A 17,027-nucleotide genomic window follows, 5' to 3' on the forward strand; every position below is an offset into this window, starting at 1 on the left:
GCCATTCGTCAGCGAGGAGCTTCAGCCTGGCTGTGCAGGCACCGCGACGCCTTGTTCTGGTGGAGGCCTGGACATGACGGGGAACGGACGCGAGTCAGCAGCGCAGACCCAAGCGGCACTGCTGGCCAAAGAACGCGTACTGCGCGATGCACGGCGAGACAAAGCGAACGTCGACAGGGATCTTCCCGCCGTGGGCCTTGCGCTCTCGGGTGGAGGCATTCGCAGCGCAACGTTCTGCATCGGCCTCATGCGCGCACTGGCCAAGAATGGCGTGTTCAAACGCGTCGACTACCTCTCCACGGTGTCCGGCGGCGGCTATGCCGGCTCCAGTGTCGGTCGTCTGTACGACAGCACCAGCGCCACGCCTGAAGCCGTCGAAGCCGGTGTAGCCAACGATCAGTCGCTCTGGCTCTGGTGGCTGCGCAACAACGGCCGCTACCTCACTCCCGCAGGCGCCGCGGACCTGATCGTCGCCACCGCAGGACAACTGCGCAGTTTCCTGGTGACGCAGTTCGAAGTGCTGGTCATGAGCATGGCGCTTTCGTGCCTGATCACCCTGCTCCACCTTGGACTGGGCAGCGCCCTGATCAAGGGACATCAGCTTGGTTTGCCCGGCAGCCCGTGGTGGTGGCTGATGGTGGTGCCGGCGGTTATCGCGCTCACCGCGGCGTACGCTTACTGGTTCCTCGGCAAGCAGCGCGGCGCAGGATTCGCGACCGCGTTACTGGCGCTCGGCGTGGGCGCTTACGCCTGGCACGTTTCTTCGTCGGCACAGGATGCCTTCAGCCAGGCCGTTGAGCTGGGCAAGACGCTGGATAACGAAGGCTCCGTGATGTTCATGGCCTGGCTCTCCGGCGTTCTCGGGCTGGGTTTCCTGCTGTCACCGCTTGGCTGGCTGATTGCCAAAGGCATGTCGCGAACCATCGGCGACGAGCGCTCGCGCGTCATGCTTACGCACACGCTGGCGCGGTGCCTTACCGTATTCCTCGCACTGGCGGCATTTGGCGCCCTGGACGCCGTCAGCTGGTACTTCAGCTTCCTGTTCACCAGTGTCCTCAACGGCCATATCAGTTCGCCCCTGGGCATTGGCATCGGCACCGTCTCGTTGCTGGTGGCCGGCGCGCGCGTGGTGCTTCCCTTGCTGCAGTCCAGGAGCAGCTGGGTCAAGCAACTGCCCGTGGCGCAAATAGCCAACATCGCCGGCATGGTGGTGGTCGTGCTCATCATGCTGATGTGGCTGACCCTGCTCCAGATGTTCGTCTTCTCCACGACCGATACGTTCCCCGGATCGCCGCTTCCCAATGCCTGGGGGCGGTGGGGTGGCGTCGCGGGTACCACGGTCCTGTTCCTGCTCTTCAACGGGTTCATCCTGAACCAGCTCAATCGCTCGTCGCTCCACCCGTTCTATCGATCGCGCCTGGCACGAACCTTCGTCTCGGTCGGCAACGACGAATCGCGCGTGGCGTCGCGCACTACCACCTCATGGCGCTTCCCGGGCTCGATCACCGACACACGCTCGCGCGAGAGCACGGCGGGCGTGAAGCAAGTGTCCGACCTGATCGACGGCGACGACACGTTGCTGGCCAACTACAAACCGCACGAATCCGGTGGCCCCATCCACCTGATCAATTGCTGCATCAACCAGACCGAAGATGATCGCACCGGCAACTACAACGCCGACCGCAAGGGCGTGAACCTGACGATCAGTGCCCTGGGCGCCGAGACGGGCACGCGCTTGCCCGCCGACATCACCAACCCTCACTGGCAGCAGTCAACGCTGGCCGAATGGGTGGCTATCTCCGGTGCCGCCGTGGGGTCGGGCATGGGATCGCTGACCAAGCCCGGCATGGCAGCCATGATCTTTCTCAGCGGCTTGCGCCTGGGTTATTGGCAACACGGATTGCTCAGTCGCTGGGGCAACATGGCACTGCCCTTTCAGAAATACCTCGCCATGTTCGACGAGATGTTTGCGCGCTTTCCAGGCCTGCAGGCATCGCGCTGGTACATCTCCGACGGCGGGCATTTCGACAACACGGGCGTGTACGCGCTACTCAAGCGCAAGCTTCCGTTGATCGTGCTGGCCGATTGCGGCGCCGATCCCGACTACATCTTTGCCGACGTCGAAAACCTCATTCGCAAGGCCCGCATCGATCACGACGCCACGATTGAGTTCATCACGCCGTCCAGCATCCGGCACCTTACCGGCACCTGGGCGCCATACCTGGGCACGCCCGATACGATCCAGCCCGGTAGCGGCAATGATTACCTGCTGCTCGCTCGCATCACCTACGACGACGCCACCACGGGTTGCCTGTTGATCGTCAAGCCGCGATGCAAGAAGCGCCTGCCGCTCGACGTTGCCGGTTACGCCGATCGCAACCCGACGTTTCCACAGCAAAGCACGGCCAATCAGTTCTTCAGCGAAGAGCAGTGGGAGAGCTACCAGCACCTCGGATCGACCCTTGGCAGCGTGATCGACGAGACGTTGCTGGCAAGCCTTCCGCAGTGGGTGGCGCAGGGCCGCGTGGCAGGTGCCAACTCGCAGGCGCTGTCGCCCGACAAGCCCAAACTCACGCGTGCACAGCGCATCGCGACCACCGTAGGCACGTCGCTGGGTATCGGCGCCATTCTCACCGGACTTCTCGCCGCGTGGCAGGTTTGGGACGGACGCAGCCAGGGCAACACGCAGGAGATGACGAGTTTTGGCGGTGAAGCGCGTGCACTGATGAGCGACCTCAACTCGGACTCCCGCAAGGCCAAGGGCTACGACCGCGAACTCGACGCACGCGTCAACCTGCTCACCAACATGGCCAACAACATGTCGGTCAGCGATGAGCAACGACGCGTACTCAGCGATATCGCTGCCATGTTGCAGGATCTTTGCCCCAGCAAGGACGAAGATCTGAAAGATTCATGCAGCGCAAACCTCGCAAGCCTGCAGGGCGCCGGTGCCACCGACATGCATTTTGAGCAGTCGCATGCGGATTACCGCGCGTTCGCGCTCAAGTCACCGCCAAAGATGCCGGCGACCGCCGTCACCCAGAGCCAGGACGCCGAGGAAGCCAGAAAGCTTGCGGCCCAGGACAAGCAGGCGCAGCAGTCGCTGGCCGCCGCCAAAGCCGTGGAGCAGGCGGCCAGGGAGAAGCTCGCCATGGTCGAACGCCATGCCGAAGTCCTCAGGCAAAGCCAGGCCGAGGCGCGCGCGCCGGCGTCGGTCGGGTACGTCGAAGCCGCAGGTTCGGCGCCGCCACCTCCGTCACCGCCGCCACCCCCGGTTGCCGCCGCTCCCGCGCCCGCGCCCGTTACCGCGGCCGCACCGGCTACCCCGTCAGCGCCTGACGTCGATACGGAGGCGGCCAGACGCGCCGTGGAGCAAGCCACGCGGGCCGTCGACATCGCCAGCAAGAAGGCGCAGGCCACCAGCGAGCTGGCGGAGACAGCGTCACAGAAGGCACACCGGACCGGGATCACGGCAGATGCGCGCGATGCCTTCAATGCGGCGATCACCGCGTGCAGCGGCTCCTCTCGCACCTACATCCTCTACACCCAGATCTATGACGAAGCACAGCGCGCCGATGCCGGTGCATTGATCCAGAATGTCAGCGCCATCGGCATCAGCACGCCGGGCATCGAGAACGTGACGGAAACCGCCAAGCGCAACGGCCGCACGGCGCCGGGGCGCTGGACGCAGGCGACCTTGCTCTACCGCGCAGGCAGCGCCGACTGCGCCAACAGGCTGGTCGACTATCTTGGCAAAGCCTACGACGGACTCGGCCCCTTCAAGGCTTATCCGATGCCCGCAAGAATGGGCGGCGCTGCGAACGTCATGGAGTTGTGGTTGCCGGCGAAGTCCACGAATCCCTCCCCCGCCAACTAGCGGGGGATCCGCTCACGCAGCGCGGCGCGCCTCGTAGGCCTTGAGGTGTGCGAAGGCCAACCGGAGCATCGTCAGGTCACCGGCATCCTTGCCGCGCGCAATCATGTCGCCGACGACGTGATCGGCTTCCACCGGGCTGCCCTGCTCCAGGTCGCGCATCATCGATGCGCTCAGCGAAGAACCCTGCTCGGTCAGTACACCCTTCGCACGCTCCATCACCACTTCACTCGGTGCGTGGCCGTTGGCCGAGGCCACCGCATACGCGTTATCCAGCATGCCCAGCGTTGCGTCCAGGCCACCGGGCGCGGCCATGATGTTGCCGACCGGCGCACGCATCAGGCAGGTGATCGCCGCGAGTGACGCCAGGAAAACCCACTTGTCCCACATGTCCTGCACGATGTTGGCGCTATGGCGAAGATCGAAGGTCGCGTCGGAAAGCGCGTCCGCGATGCGCTCGGACCGTTGCGTCCGACTGCCGTCACGCTCGCCGAAGGTGATGCTGTGGTTGGTGTTGAGATGGCGCACGATGCCCTGCGCGTCGACGGTCGCCGCGATGATGCACTGGCCGCCCAGTACGCGCTCGGCGCCGAAGCGGGCATCCAGCAGGTCCAGGTGACGCATGCCGTTGAGCACGGGAAGGATGACGGTCTGCGGACCCACGGCCGGCGCGATGTCTTCCATCACCTGCGGCAGGTGGTAGGCCTTGCAGCTCAGCAGGATCAGGTCGTACGGCCCGTCGATCTGGCTGGCCTGCACGAGCGGCGGTGAGGGAAAGCTCGCATCGCCCGCCGGACTCCTGATCTGCAGGCCATGTTCGGCGATCTGCCTCGCGCGCCCCGGGCGCACCAGGAACGTGACGTCGCGACCCGCCTCCAGCAGACGCCCGCCGAAGTAACCGCCGGTGGCACCTGCACCCACGACAAGTATGCGCATTCGACTCTCCTCGATCTCTTGAACACTCGACGGCAGGGCCGCCCGACCAGCCCCCGATCATGGCACCGACCGCAACCTCGGGCCACCGCACGGACCCAAGGTCGGGCCCGCCTTCACCAGGAAACGGCCCTGCGACGCCATCGGCGCCCTCCTTCGCAAATTCCTGGTCACACTTTTATTGCGAATCATTATCAATTGCTTTACCGTATGCGCCGTTCAGAAAGGCCTTACGCCCAGCCAGGCAACCGCCCGCAGCGGTTACCACCCACCGGGGCGCAAGGCGGGGACCCTCCCCTACACCCCTATGCGCGACGCCCCGGTGGCGCGCCCGCTATCCCTCTGCCCCAAGGAAGATCCATGTCCGCACGACCAGCCTTCATTACTTCGCAGGCTTCTTCTCCCAAGCGTTTGCTGGCTTCGGCCCTGGGCCTGGCGCTGCTCCCCGTCGCCGCCCACGCGACGAATGACGTCGCCACCGACAAGCCGCAGGAAGACCAGGTCAAGAAGCTCGAAGGCGTGAAGGTCGAGGCGACCACCATCACCTCGACGTCGCCCAAGTTCACCGCCCCGCTCCTGGATACCCCGCGCGCGGTCACGGTGATCCCGCAGTCGGTGATCCAGCAGACCGGTTCGACCTCGCTGGTCGAAGCCCTGCGCACGGTGCCGGGCATCACCTTCGGCGCTGGCGAAGGCGGCAATCCCAATGGCGACCGCCCCTTCATCCGCGGCTTCGATTCGCAGAGCTCGCTCTTTATCGACGGCGTGCGCAGCTCCGGTTCGCAGTCGCGCGAAGTGTTCGACATTGACCAGATCGAAGTGACCAAGGGCCCGAGTTCGGCCTACACGGGTCGCGGCTCGGTCGGCGGCAGCGTGAATCTCGTGACCAAGATGCCGAAGGCGCAGAACTTCGTTGCCGGCAGCGTGGGCGTGGGTACGGATGACTACCGTCGCGGCACGGTGGACTGGAACCAGTCGGTGAACGACAGCGTCGCTTTCCGCATCAATGCCATGGCGCACGAGAACGATATCCCCGGCCGCAACGGCCCGGACTTCAGCCGCTGGGGTTTCGCCCCGTCGGTGACGTTCGGCATGAACTCGGCCACCAGCGTCACGCTCAGCTACTACCACATGCAGAGCGACGACGAGCCCGATAGCGGCATCCCGTACAACAACCCGTTCGCTGCCACGAGCCCGTATGCCTACCTCAACGGCAACGGCGAGCCCATCAAGGTGCCGCGCGACACGTACTACGGCTGGAAGGCACGCGACTTCCAGAAGCAGAAGAACGACATCGGCACGATCCGCATCCAGCACGACTTCGGCAGCGGCTGGCTGCTGCGCAACAGCACCGTCTACGCCCGCAGCACCAACGATTACATCTGGACGCAGCCGGACGACAGCCAGGGCAACTTCCTGCTCAACGGCGGTGTCTGGCGCCGTAACAACAATCGCATCAGCGCGACCACGGCGATCACCAACCAGACCGACCTGACGGGCGAATTCCAGACCGGCTCGGTCAAGCACACCTTCGCCACGGGCGTGGAAATCAGCAACGAAAAGACCAATCGCACCAGCTACCTGGTCGACCCGGCCACCAGCGCGACGGACACGCACAACACCGGCTCGATCACGAACGGCGCCTGCAGCAGCAAGTACGGCATTGGCGCACCGTCGGGCTACTGGTGCACCAGCGTGATCAACCCGAACCCGAACGATCCGTTCTACGGCCAGATCATCGGCGGCCAGAATCCGAACCACATCTCCACCGATACGCGTTCGGTCTGGGCATTCGACACGGCCGAGCTGAGCGAACAGTGGCTGGTGAACCTGGGCGTGCGTTACGACAACTTCAGCACGCGCTCCACCGCCACCACCACGACCACCGGTGCCGTGGCCAAGGTCAGCAACGACTCCAGCTTCTGGAATTACCAGGCGGGCGTCGTCTACAAGCCTTCGAAGAACGGCAGCATCTACCTGTCGTACGGCACGTCGTCCAACCCGCCGGGCGTGGATGCCGGTGACGGTGCCGACGGCATCTCGGTGAGCAACGAAGACCTCAAGCCCGAGACCAGCAAGAACCTCGAGCTGGGTACGAAGTGGGATGTGCTGAACAACCGGGTCTCGCTGACTGCTGCCATCTTCCGCGTGGAGAAAAACAATGCCCGCGTCGCTACCACCGGCGTTCGCGGCGGCCCGATGGCCAACGTCGGCAAGCAGCGCGTCGACGGCATCGAGCTGGGCATCAGCGGCAACATCACCGAACAGTGGCAGGTCTTCGCCGGCTACACCTACCTCGACAGCGAGCTGGTGAAGGTGTCGGTCGCGTCGCCGGGCGATAAGGGCAACCAGTTCCCGAACACCCCGAAGAACAGCGCCACGCTGTGGACGACCTATGCGATCACGCCAGCCTTCACCATCGGCGGTGGCGCGTATTACATGGACAAGACCTTCGGCAATACCGCCAACACCAAGTGGGTGCCCGGCTACACGCGCTTCGACGCCATGGCTTCGTACGCGATCAACCGTCACTTCAACCTGCAGTTGAACGTGCAGAACCTCACCAACAAGTACTACTTTGACAAGGCCTACGCGTCCCATTACGCCACCGTGGCACCGGGTCGCTCGGCCATCCTGAGCGCGAACTTCAAGTTCTGATCGCTACAGGATATGCAGTATGCCGGCGCCGCCCTTCCGGGCGGCGTTCGGCCATCTGAAGAACCCAGGAGTTTCGCGATGCTGTTGCATATTTCCGACGTATTGAGTGCCGAACAGGTGCAGGCGTTTCGCCAGAAACTCGATGGTGCCGAGTGGGCCGACGGTCGCGTCACGGCGGGCTATCAGTCGGCCCAGGCCAAGGACAATGCGCAGCTCGATGAAAGTCATCCGGTCGCCAAAGAACTGGGGGCGCTCGTCACCGACGCGGTACTGCGCCACCCCACCTTCTTTGCCGGCGCCCTGCCCCGACACATCTATCCGCCCTTGTTCAATCGCTATAGCGGCGGACAGCAGTTCGGCTTTCATGTCGATAACGCCATTCGCTACGACCGCAGCCAACAGCCGGCGATGCCGATTCGCACGGACCTCTCGTGCACGCTGTTCCTGGCAGGTCCCGACGAATACGACGGCGGCGAACTGATCATCGAAGACAGCTTCGGCACCCATGCCGTCAAACTGCCGGCCGGCGACCTTATCCTGTATCCGGCCAGCAGCCTGCACAAAGTGGAACCCGTGACGCGTGGCGCGCGCGTGGCCTCGTTCTTCTGGATTCAAAGCCTGGTACGCGACGAGGGCCAGCGCCGCATCCTGTTCGATCTGGACGTCGCCATCCAGGGCCTCACGCAGACCGCTTCCACCGATCCCGACGCGCTCCTTCAACTGACAGGCGTGTACCACAACCTGTTGCGCCAATGGGGCGAAAGTTGAGCGAACCGACACCCGCCGAACTCGATACCGTCGAGATCAATCGACTGCTGGCGACGGATCCGGCGTCGGCAGCGCGCCTGCTCGAGGCTGCCGCGCGGCGTGATCGAGCCGACGCGCAGGCGTGGCTGGGCCAGATGTATCTGGACGGCCAGGGTCTGCAAAAGGATGCACAGGAAGCTGTTTACTGGTTCCAGCGCGCGGCGCATGCCGACGTGCCCATGGCGATGAACATGCTCGGGCGCTGCTACGAAAACGGATGGGGCACCACGCAGGACTTCGCACTGGCACTGGTGTGGTATCGACGGGCAGCCGCGCAGGATCTGGACTGGGCGATCTACAACCTGGCCCAGATGCATGCCAACGGACGAGCCGTCGACAAGGATCGCGCCGAAGCCTTCCGACTCTTCACGCAAGCCGCATCGATGGGGCATGCACGCGCGAAGCATTTCCTGGGCCAGTTCTACGAGCATGGCTGGGAAGTCGACGCCGATCCCGAACACGCGTTCCGCCTGTACCGCGAGTCGGCCGAGGGCGGCGATTATCGGGGCATGTGCAGCTGGGCATCCGTCCTGGCCGGCGCCGGTCGCGTCGAAGATGCCGCCGACCTGATTCGCCGCGCCGTACCGCTCGCACCCACTCACTACCTCGCGCCACTCGCTGCGCAACTTGATCAAGCCGCCTCGGCACCGCTGCGCGACACCGCCCGCTGGGTGCGTGAAGTCCTCGCGCAACGCTGAATTGCCAAGCCGTTCACGCTCTCTTCGCAATGGTTTGCGGACGTAAGAATTTGCCCTGACAAGCGGCAAAAAACGCCCGATGAGCGGCGCGCGCCGCACGCCAACTCGCTCCTAAGCTAAGCGCCAATTGATCGACACCGTTGCGCGTACGAAGGCTTTCATGACGCTGACGACGCGCCCGATCCATGCAGGGGCGACAGGGGCATGTTGGGGAAAACCATGCGCATGCAATCGCTGCAGCGAGGCGTCTCGCTGATCGAAGTGATGGTTGCCGTCATCGTCTTCAGCGTGGGCGTGCTCGGCATCGCCATGCTTCAGGCGAAAGGCTCGCAGTTCACCAAGCAATCGGGTGCGCGTACCGTCGCCATTCTGCAGGCACGCTCGCTGGCCGACGCCATGCGTGCGAATCCCGCCGGTGTGTGGGGTGTGGCGAGCCAGGACCTTATTTCTGGCAAGAACGGCGATCTGTCGGGAAGCTATTACTTGTATGACGGAACGACGGCACCCGATCCGACCACGTGCAATGGCGTCGCATCGTGCGTCGCGGCCAAGAGTGACCTCCTGAACTGGCTCGCCCAGCTCAACGCGGGCGCCATCAATGCCGGCTCCAACTCCTCGGTAGCGCAGGATTCGAACACCGGCACGCTGACGGTGAAGTCGAGCTGGAGCGACCTCACGCCCGGCTCGACGTCCACCAGCACCGAAAGCTATCAGTTCGACTTCCAGCCGTGAGGACACGCACCGTGCAACGTCGAAGCGGACTCTCGCAACGCGGCTTCTCCCTGGTGGAACTGGCCGTTGCCGTGCTTTTGGGCGCCATCGTGGTCGGCGGCCTCATCAATCTTTTCATCTCCAACCGCAAGGCCTACCAGGTTCAGTCAGGCAACAACTTCCTGCAGGAAAACCTGCGCATCGCCACCGACCGCATCGGCTGGTCGGTGCGTATGGCCGACTTCTGGGGCGGCAATCGATTCAACACCGTGACGACCAACAGCGGCACCACCGTCACCGCCAAGGGCAACTGCAACGGCGCCTGGGCCACCCTGGTCGATGCCACGCAAACCGGTGGCGGCGGTGTGTATGGCTATGACGGTGGCACCGCGTTTCCGATCGATGCTCCATGCATCGACGGCGACGCCAATTACGTCAAAGGCTCCGACGTGCTGGTGCTGCGCTACGCCGATTCCACTGAGTTGTCACCCGGTCCCGCCGATGCAACGACGCCTGCCGAGGCAAGCACCATCAAGAACAACGCCAAGGAAACGTTCCTGCTGTCGACGCCGGGGGTCGCGGGCCAGCTGTTTGCCGGCACGGTCCCGACCACCAGCACCGCGAAGCTCCAGCGTTATGCCTATCCCTACCAGGTCGAGGTGTACTACCTGCGCCCGTGCTCGGTCATCGCCTCGGGCACAACCTGCAAGGCCACCGATGACAATGGCTTGCCCTTGCCGACACTGATGCGCATGCATCTCAACGCCGATGGCACGTTCGCGTCGGACGCCATCGTCACCGGTATCGAGCAGATCAAGTTCGAGTACGGCGTGCAGGACACGGGTGCGACCGCACCCACCTATAAGGCCGCGTCGTCCGTCGCGGCGACGGAATGGCCGAATGTCACGTCCGTGCGCATTTCAATGGTGGCGGTCAATCCGACGCGAAACCTGGGCATCCCTAACGTGGGCACGTTCACGGCTGCCAGCTGCGTCTACAAGATCAACAACGGCAGCACGGACGTATCCAAGTGCACCAACTTCACGCCTTACGGCGACAAGCCGTGGCAATTCACGCGCGCCCGCCTGCAACAGGTCGCCCAGGTGCGCAATCGAGTGAGAGGCTGACGTCCATGAACCATCTCACCTACGCCACGCTGCGCATGCGCCACCGTCAACGCGGCGTCGCATTGCTGGTCGGCCTGATCTTCCTGGTCATGCTGACACTGGTGTCCATCGTCGTCATGCGCGGCACGATGCTCGAGATGCATCTATCCACCGCGACGGCACGCCATGAGCAGGCCTTCGAGGCATCGGAAACCACGCGTGCGATTCCCGAAGTGGTCATCAACGATCACGTGTTCAATCGCGGCTGGCCCAAGGCGTGGGGCGGCGACGTGCCGGACGGCATGTTCGACCTCAACACGTCCTTCGCCAATCGCACGGCATGGGTTGACCTGCTCAAACCCAACAGCACCGCAAAGACGGGCCTCCAGGACTACTGCGGCGGCACGTCGCTGGCGATCTTCTATCTCCCGCAGTCGTGCTCCAGCCATGACACGACGTACAACTACGCGCCAAGCAAGTGGGACAGCACGGTCGTGATGAGCGTGTGCGAAGGCACTACCACTCAAAGCTGCTCAAGCAGCCAGCAAGTCAACAGCAAGATCGCCATCGTGCGCGACGGCGTGATGCCCAATGCCGGATCGGGCGGTGCCCAGGCCCAGGGCTACTCCAGCCCCGGCATTGGCACGGCGACCGGCGGTGCCTCACTGCTGCTGCAGATCCGCAGCCAGGCCACCGTGCCGGGCAACGGCCAGGCGGCCACGATCGCCCAATACAAGCAAGTCATTACCCACTAAGGCCTCTTCCATGTTGAAGCCGACCCAACTTCTCCGCCTCCTGTCGCTGGGCCTGCCACTGGGCATCATCAGCGCGATCGCCATTTATCTGGCTACCGCCGCGACTGGCACGCCGCCGACCACGCCGACACAGATATCGGACACGGCGACGATGTCGATGTCCAACTACGAAGCCTATCCGTCGGGCATCAACGCATTGGCTGCGCCAAATGTCGCGCCACTGATCATGCTGGTGATGTCCCGCGACGAGCAGCTTTTCAACAAGGCTTATCCCGACTACACCGACCTGGATGGTGACGGCATCGTCGATACCACCTATACGGATTCGTTCGCTTACAACGGCTATTTCGACCCGAACATCTGTTACGCCTATGCGAGCGGCCAGTTCGCTGCGTCCGAGTCGGTGACGACCGGCACGCACAAGTGCGACAGCACGAAGAAGCACTGGAGCGGCAACTTCCTTAACTGGATCGCGATGAGTCGCCTGGACATTCTCCGCTGGACGTTCTACGGCGGCACGCGCAGCACCGATACCGCGACCAAGACGGTGCTTGAGCGCGCCGAAATCACCGACGACCTGCACGCCTGGGCGAAGGTTTATTCGGGGACCGATATTGCCTCGCTGGGTCCGTTCACCGCCACGACGACCTTCTGTAACGTCTCGACCGGTACGACCGGCAAGTGGACCGTACCCACAACCACCACGTCGGGCGTACAGAGCACGCCCGTCATTCGCGCCGCCTCAGGCACGTGGTACGACTGGTCGGCCACGGAAAGCCTGCAGTGCCAGGGCTCGGGCAGTGCGACGGATGGCATCCATCCCAGCGGCACCATCACCAACTACACGGCCCGCGTGCAGGTGTGCCAGAACGCTACTGGCAAGCCGAATGAGAGCTTTTGCGTGCAGACCGGCACGGCGCTCAAGCCCGAAGGCCTCCTGCAGAAGTACAGCAAGAAGGACAGCAACGTTAAGCGCTTCGGCCTGGTGACCGGTTCGGACATCAACGCACGCGGCTACGGCCAGCTGCGTCGCAATGTCGGACAGCTGGCCAACAATTCGACGACGGGCGCCTGCAACGCCGGGACGGGCGCGGGTGACATCGACGAGTTCAGCAATGTCGATGGCACGTTTTGCTACAAGACCCTGAGCGGCACGCCGACCGAGGGCATCGTTTTCACGCTCGACCGGCTGGAGATCACGGGCTGGACGGGTAGCAACTACGGTACGGGCACGACGGGTTGCGCACTCAATGCCACGACGCCATGGGGTGCGCGTGCCTACGTCATCCAGGCCACGCCCACCGAGTGCCCGGACTTCGGCAATCCGCTGGCAGCCATGTATGCCGTCGCGCTGAACTATATCCAGGGTGTCGCCGCACCCAGCCAGGATTCGGCCACGGCGGACAGCCTTCCCGACCCGGCCTGGGTCGACCCGTACGGCACGCCAACGGGCAGCAGCACGCAGCGCAACCTCGCCTGCGCAAGTTGCGCCATCGTCATGGTGTCCAGCGGCCTGAACACGTTCGACGGCACCACGGCCTGGGTGCCCAGCGTGACCAACGATGATGCCACCGCCAATACCAATGCCATCGGCACGTCGGAAAACCTGTCCGGCAAGTACATCCTGTCGACCTACTACAACAGCCCACCACCCACGACGGCGCCGTTCAACGGTGACCTGACCGTCGCCAATGCGCAGAGCAGTGATATCGCCATTTGCCAGCCGGCGACGTTCCCCAGCAACCTTTCGAGTGTCGTTGGCATTTGCAATGGCGAGCCGGGCGAAGAAGGCGGCTACCTCCTGAGCGGCCTGTCGTACGGTGCATGGAAGAAGCCCATCCGCACGGACGGTCACGTCGTCAGCAACTTCCAGGTGAAGACCTACGGCGTATCGCTGTCGGAGAACCTGCCGTCATTCGACGTGCCGGTCTCCACCAGCACCCTGTCCATCATTCCCAGTTGCCGCGCCGACCCCGCCAATCAAAAGGTCTTCAGCAGTTGCTACGTCGGTGCCGTCAGCCTGGTTCCCCCCGCCGACATCGCGGGCAAGAACCAGTACGGCATGATCGCCACGTCGACCTATCCGAACGTTGGCAGCTTCTACTTCACCTGGGAAGACTCGCAGTACGGTTCCGACCATGACCAGGATGCCAAGCACATCGTGTCCTACTGCGTGGGTGCGAGTTGCAACATGCCGTCCACGAAGGTGACGGGCGGCGTGAAGATCTGCGATCCCGAGATTTTCAACGGCTCCGTCTCGACCGGACGTGACACGACCGTAACGAGCCCCGCCTGCACCTCCGCCGGCAAGCTGAACTTCACGCCGACCGACAGCGATATCGTCGTTCGCAGCGAAGTCACGGGCTTCAGTTCGTCGGGCATGTACGTTGGCTTCCGCATCAGCGGATCCACGGCTGATGGCCTGACGGAGATGTACATCAACAGCGGCAACAATGCGGTGTTCAACTGCAGCCTGCTGGGCAACGTCAGTGACTGCAAGAACGCGCCACAGGTGCAGCACTTCACGCTGGGAACGGACAAGCCAGCCGGCAACCTGCAGGCACCACTTTGGTACGCCGCCAAGTACAGCGGCTATACCGGCACGGCGCCAACGTTGCTGCCCGGGCAGGATCCGCCCAACTACTTTTTTGCACGTAACGCGGGCCTGCTGAAGGCGCAGCTGGATACGGTGTTCCAGAGCATCACCTCGTCGGCCGCGAACGACTTCGGCAATGCCACCACGCCCTCCTCGAGCAACGACATCAAGGGCAATGGCCTGTCGTACCAGGTGAACTACTACATGCAGCGCAATGGCGTCGTGTGGAACGGCGAGCTGCAGGCCTTGTGGGTTGACAGCGACGGTTACGAACGCGAAGGCACCGTGGACAGCAGCGGCCACCAGGTCCTGAACGCAACCAATGCGCCTTACGTCGTCGCGGGGCCGGACAACTCGGCGGGCGCGCTCCCGGGTGCCCGCACCAATTACATCTGTACAGTGCAGCCTGTGGCTCCCGCGGGCGGCACCTTCGATCCGACCAGCACCGCCGCCTGTGCCGCCGTATCGGCGACCAATCCGCTGGTGCCCGCATGGGATGCGGCGACGCTGCTCAATGCGCAGTACAACGCATCGACGTCGACGGGCCAGGCCGCCATCGCCCGCATTGGCACGCAACGCACGTACAGCGCGGACGCGAGCGATTCGAGCAACACGGGCGAACGCTATATCTTCACCTACCTCACTGCGGCGCCGAATGGCAGTACTGCCAACGGCACGATCGTCAACGGAACGCAGACCGACTTCGTGTGGAACGCTGCCTCGTGCGATTCGTCAGGCAAGTACACGCTGAGCGCGACGTCGGGCTTCTGCGGCGCGTACGACTCGGTCAACAAGGTACGCAACGGCAACTACGGCTTGCTCAACGAACAGAATGCCACCCTGGCCAAGCAGCTCCTGCTGTGGGTGCGCGGCAACGAGGATCCGACGTACCGCAATCGCACCAGCACAGCCATTGCTTCTCCCGGCACCTACCGCCTGGGCGACATCGTCGATTCGTCACCGGCCATCGTGAGCACGCCGGCCGAGTCGTATGACCTGCTCTACAGCGACTTCACCTATTCCGCGTTCCGCGGCAACTATCGCAATCGCCGCCAGATGATCTATGTCGGCGCAAACGACGGCATGCTGCATGCGTTCAACGGCGGCTTCTACATCCCGGGCCAGGCGGCCAGCGGCACCACGCCTGCCGTCAATCCGACGCTGTATCGCCAGCTGCCAAGCGGTTACACCACTGGCAGCCCGTCGTCGACGACAGGCAACAACTGGGCGCTTGGGCAGGAAGCCTGGGCGTTCATTCCGGACAATCTCTTGCCCCATCTGCGCTGGCTGGCGGACAAGGGCTACAAGCACATGTTCTACGTGGACGGCTCACCCGTCATTTCCGACGTGAAGATCTTCAGCAAGACCGACAGCACGACCTGCCTTGCCGGCACGCCCGCGAAAGCCGACATCGACACCAAGGGCCACGTTTGCGGCTGGGGCACGGTGATGGTGGTGCCGTTCCGCCTCGGCGGTGGCCCGATCAGCTTCGACATCTATGGCGATGGCAAGGCCGCGAGCACCCAGGTCTCGAATTCGGCCTACATCATTCTCGATGTCACCGACCCCGAGCAGGCCCCGACCGTGTTGGGCGAGATCACCACGGGCACGTTCACCTCCCCGGCACCGGCGTTTGCCGTGCACAAGGAGAGCGATGGCAAGCTGCATTTCCTGCTGAGCATTGGATCGGGCTCGGCCGACGATGGCGGCGCCAATGGCACCAAGCCCGTGTCGGCACCGGCCGGCGGCTACATGCAGGCCTGGGTGTACGACCTGGCCACCATCTATGCCAACAGCGCCACGCCCGCGGCCAGCTTCACCAGCACACTGGCCAACAGTTTCGCCGGCGACATGGTGTCCGCTGACTTCGACCTGGACGACAGCGCCGAGTCGATCTACTTCGGTGCCGTGACGAATCCACCGGCCCCTGGCAGCACCCCGGCCAAGCCGCAGGTCTATGGCGGCGGCCTGTGGAAGATCGATCTACGCGACATGTCCGCCACCGTGCCCGACGTCAGTGACCCGGCGAAGTGGACGATCAAGGAAGTCATCAATACCGGTACGCCGATCACCATCCGTCCCACGGTGGCGCTGGACCAGGTGCAGCGACCGATGGTGTTCTTCGGCAGCGGCCGCTCCTACACCACGGATGACGACAGCGGCACCACCGCGCAGGGCACGCAGCAGCATTACATCTATGGCGTCGTCGACAACAACTTGCTGACGAGTTTTCCCGCGGCTTGTCAAAGTGAAGCCACGACAGCTCAGCTGTACGACGAGACCAATGCCTCCGTTAGTACCGATGGCACGGTTTCGGGTCTCACCGGCGTTACCACGTTCACCGGTCTGGAGAGCGCGTTGCTGGCCACCTCCACGACGTCGGGCGTCACCTGTTACACGTACTCCGGCTGGTCGTTCAAGCTTGCCGGTGGCAACACGGATCTCACGGTGCAGCAGCCGTCGGAGCGCGTCGTCAACAGCCAGACCCTGCTGGGCGGCATCCTGACGACACCGACGTATATCCCCGCCAACAAGGCGGCCAAGGATGCTGCGCATACGACCGACTGCAATCCGGTGCCGGTGCCTGGCACGAGTTATCTGTACGGCGTCAACTACATCACCGGCACGGCCGATCCCACCATGGCCGAGTACTTCGGCACGGCGACGGGCACGGGCGGCACGGCCTATGTGCTGAAGAGCATTTCGCTCGGCAGCGGTCGCGCGTCGGCACCCGTGCTGCACGTCGGCACGGCGGCCGGCGGAGGCGAAAGCGTCAAGGCCTGCTTCAACGTCGGTGGCGTCACCGTGTGCAAGGACATTTCCGCGATCAAGGCCGTCAGCAGCGGCGAGATCTCCTGGCGCGAACCCACCACCAACCTGTGAGCGAAC

The 17,027-nt window shown here is 63.8% G+C and carries 9 protein-coding genes; 8 read left to right on the plus strand and 1 reads right to left on the minus strand.

Annotated features, from left to right (window positions below; genetic code table 11):
• Positions 1-73 precede the first annotated feature (73 nt).
• Positions 74-3,877: a patatin-like phospholipase family protein gene (locus EYV96_RS18850; RefSeq protein ID WP_131406488.1), complete on the plus strand. Its 3,804-nt coding sequence runs from the start codon at positions 74-76 to the stop codon at positions 3,875-3,877.
• 12 nt (positions 3,878-3,889) lie between these two features.
• Here EYV96_RS18850 and panE read toward each other — a convergent pair whose 3' ends face one another.
• Positions 3,890-4,810: a 2-dehydropantoate 2-reductase gene (gene panE, locus EYV96_RS07400; protein ID WP_131150800.1), complete on the minus strand. Its 921-nt coding sequence runs from the start codon at positions 4,808-4,810 to the stop codon at positions 3,890-3,892.
• Positions 4,811-5,167: 357 nt separating this feature from the next.
• On the opposite strand from panE, the gene EYV96_RS07405 reads away from it, so the two are divergent.
• The 7 genes from EYV96_RS07405 to EYV96_RS07435 all read left to right on the plus strand — a co-directional run bounded on the left by EYV96_RS07405 (position 5,168) and on the right by EYV96_RS07435 (position 17,021).
• Positions 5,168-7,465 (plus strand): TonB-dependent receptor, encoded by a 2,298-nt coding sequence (locus EYV96_RS07405; protein WP_131150801.1) that lies wholly within the window; start codon positions 5,168-5,170, stop codon positions 7,463-7,465.
• Between the two features lie 78 nt (positions 7,466-7,543).
• Positions 7,544-8,233 (plus strand): Fe2+-dependent dioxygenase, encoded by a 690-nt coding sequence (locus EYV96_RS07410; RefSeq protein ID WP_131150802.1) that lies wholly within the window; start codon positions 7,544-7,546, stop codon positions 8,231-8,233.
• The gene (locus tag EYV96_RS07415; protein WP_165488620.1) at positions 8,230-8,970 is read left to right on the plus strand and encodes a tetratricopeptide repeat protein; all 741 of its coding nucleotides are present in this window, start codon (positions 8,230-8,232) and stop codon (positions 8,968-8,970) included. Before EYV96_RS07410 ends, EYV96_RS07415 begins: the two co-directional genes overlap by 4 nt.
• A gap of 219 nt (positions 8,971-9,189) precedes the next feature.
• Positions 9,190-9,702 (plus strand): type IV pilus modification protein PilV, encoded by a 513-nt coding sequence (gene pilV, locus EYV96_RS07420; protein WP_165488621.1) that lies wholly within the window; start codon positions 9,190-9,192, stop codon positions 9,700-9,702.
• An 11-nt stretch (positions 9,703-9,713) separates the two neighbouring features.
• Positions 9,714-10,808, plus strand: coding sequence for a PilW family protein (locus EYV96_RS07425; RefSeq protein WP_131150805.1), 1,095 nt, complete (start codon positions 9,714-9,716; stop codon positions 10,806-10,808).
• A 5-nt stretch (positions 10,809-10,813) separates the two neighbouring features.
• On the plus strand, positions 10,814-11,542 hold the full coding sequence (locus EYV96_RS07430; protein WP_131150806.1) for a pilus assembly PilX family protein: 729 nt from the start codon (positions 10,814-10,816) through the stop codon (positions 11,540-11,542).
• Positions 11,543-11,552: 10 nt separating this feature from the next.
• Positions 11,553-17,021, plus strand: a complete 5,469-nt coding sequence (locus EYV96_RS07435) for a pilus assembly protein (RefSeq protein ID WP_165488622.1) — start codon at positions 11,553-11,555, stop codon at positions 17,019-17,021.
• The last annotated feature ends 6 nt before the right edge of the window (positions 17,022-17,027 follow it).

Source organism: Dyella terrae (assembly GCF_004322705.1).
Classification (GTDB): Bacteria; Pseudomonadota; Gammaproteobacteria; order Xanthomonadales; family Rhodanobacteraceae; genus Dyella_D; species Dyella_D terrae.

Coding starts and splice junctions, on each gene's coding strand:
- EYV96_RS18850 (WP_131406488.1), top strand. CDS start 74: ATGACGGGGAACGGACGCGAGTCAGCAGCGCAGACCCAAGCGGCACTG.
- panE (WP_131150800.1), bottom strand. CDS start 4,810: ATGCGCATACTTGTCGTGGGTGCAGGTGCCACCGGCGGTTACTTCGGC.
- EYV96_RS07405 (WP_131150801.1), top strand. CDS start 5,168: ATGTCCGCACGACCAGCCTTCATTACTTCGCAGGCTTCTTCTCCCAAG.
- EYV96_RS07410 (WP_131150802.1), top strand. CDS start 7,544: ATGCTGTTGCATATTTCCGACGTATTGAGTGCCGAACAGGTGCAGGCG.
- pilV (WP_165488621.1), top strand. CDS start 9,190: ATGCGCATGCAATCGCTGCAGCGAGGCGTCTCGCTGATCGAAGTGATG.
- EYV96_RS07430 (WP_131150806.1), top strand. CDS start 10,814: ATGAACCATCTCACCTACGCCACGCTGCGCATGCGCCACCGTCAACGC.
- EYV96_RS07435 (WP_165488622.1), top strand. CDS start 11,553: ATGTTGAAGCCGACCCAACTTCTCCGCCTCCTGTCGCTGGGCCTGCCA.